Below are 1007 nucleotides of genomic sequence, written 5' to 3' on the forward strand. Positions count from 1 at the left end.
AGTTGCCGCTTTCGAGCGGCTCGTCGGTACCTTCCCAGCCTACGCGGGTGGAGCCCTTCGGGCCACTGTGGCCGAGCTGCATGGCGATCTTCGCGCTCGATTGCGTGTGCACGAAATCGACGATGCGTTTGAACGCGGCCTGCTGCGTGTCGTTGTACAGGCCCGTGCAGGCCGGCGTGATGCGACCTTCGGGCGTCGGGCTCGTCATCTCGACGAACACCATCGCGGCCCCGCCGAGCGCGCGTGCACCCAGGTGCACGAGCAGAAAGTCTTGCGGCACGCCGTCGACCGCGCTGTAGGTGGCCATCGGCGACACCAGGATGCGGTTCTTCAGCGTGAGCCCGCGCACCTTGGGTGCGTAGTCGTGCGCCCAGGTGGAGATCAGCACCGCGCCCACGCTCTGCGCGACCACGTGGATGTCCTGCTCGGCCACGCCGTGCGCCGTTCCGATGTGCTGCACGAATGTCTGCACGTCGCGCACCGAGGTACCGAAGCTCGGGCTGTAGCCGCGCTGCCCGGGCGAGCGGCCATGGCCGCGGGCGTCCCAGGCGAAGAAGTCGAACTCGGGCAGGTTCAGCTCGTCGACCAGGTGCGGCATGCGCGCACCGTGCTCATGGCCGCGATGGAACAGCACGATGGCGCCGCGCCGCGTGGCACCGGTGGCCGGCCAGTGGCGGTAGAAAAGCGATTCGCCGTCGTGCGTCTGGAAGTGCAGTTCGTTCGGAGCGCGTGGGGTGGTGTCGTTCATTGAATCCCTGTGAAATCTTGTAGGAGCTTGTTCAGTGGCGGCCGGCGGCGTCGGCTTCAGCCAGCGCGCAGCGGATGCGGTTGACGGTGGTCCAGGCCACCAGCGCCGCCAGCAGCGGCATCAGCCAGGCCGTCCAGCCCGGCAGCGGCAGGCCCAGCGCCACGTAGAGGCCGAGCGCGCCGAACACGAAGGCCCGGTCGCTCTTGCCCAGCGGGCCGTCGTAGCGGCGCGAGGCGCCCACCGTGGGGCCCAGAGCGCC

General features: G+C 69.2%; 1 protein-coding gene and 1 pseudogene. Both read right to left on the reverse strand.

All coding sequences use genetic code 11. The annotated features are described in order from the left end of the window. The coding region (locus tag ACSFA3_RS26455; RefSeq protein WP_435508256.1) for an alpha/beta fold hydrolase at positions 1-748 on the reverse strand (748 nt) is incomplete at its 3' end. A gap of 31 nt (positions 749-779) precedes the next feature. Then, a pseudogene (locus tag ACSFA3_RS26460) lies at positions 780-1007 on the reverse strand (CDP-alcohol phosphatidyltransferase family protein); the annotation flags it as partial.

Origin of the sequence: Variovorax glucosi (assembly GCF_051216695.1) — a bacterium.
In the GTDB taxonomy this organism is placed as follows: Bacteria; Pseudomonadota; Gammaproteobacteria; order Burkholderiales; family Burkholderiaceae_C; genus Variovorax.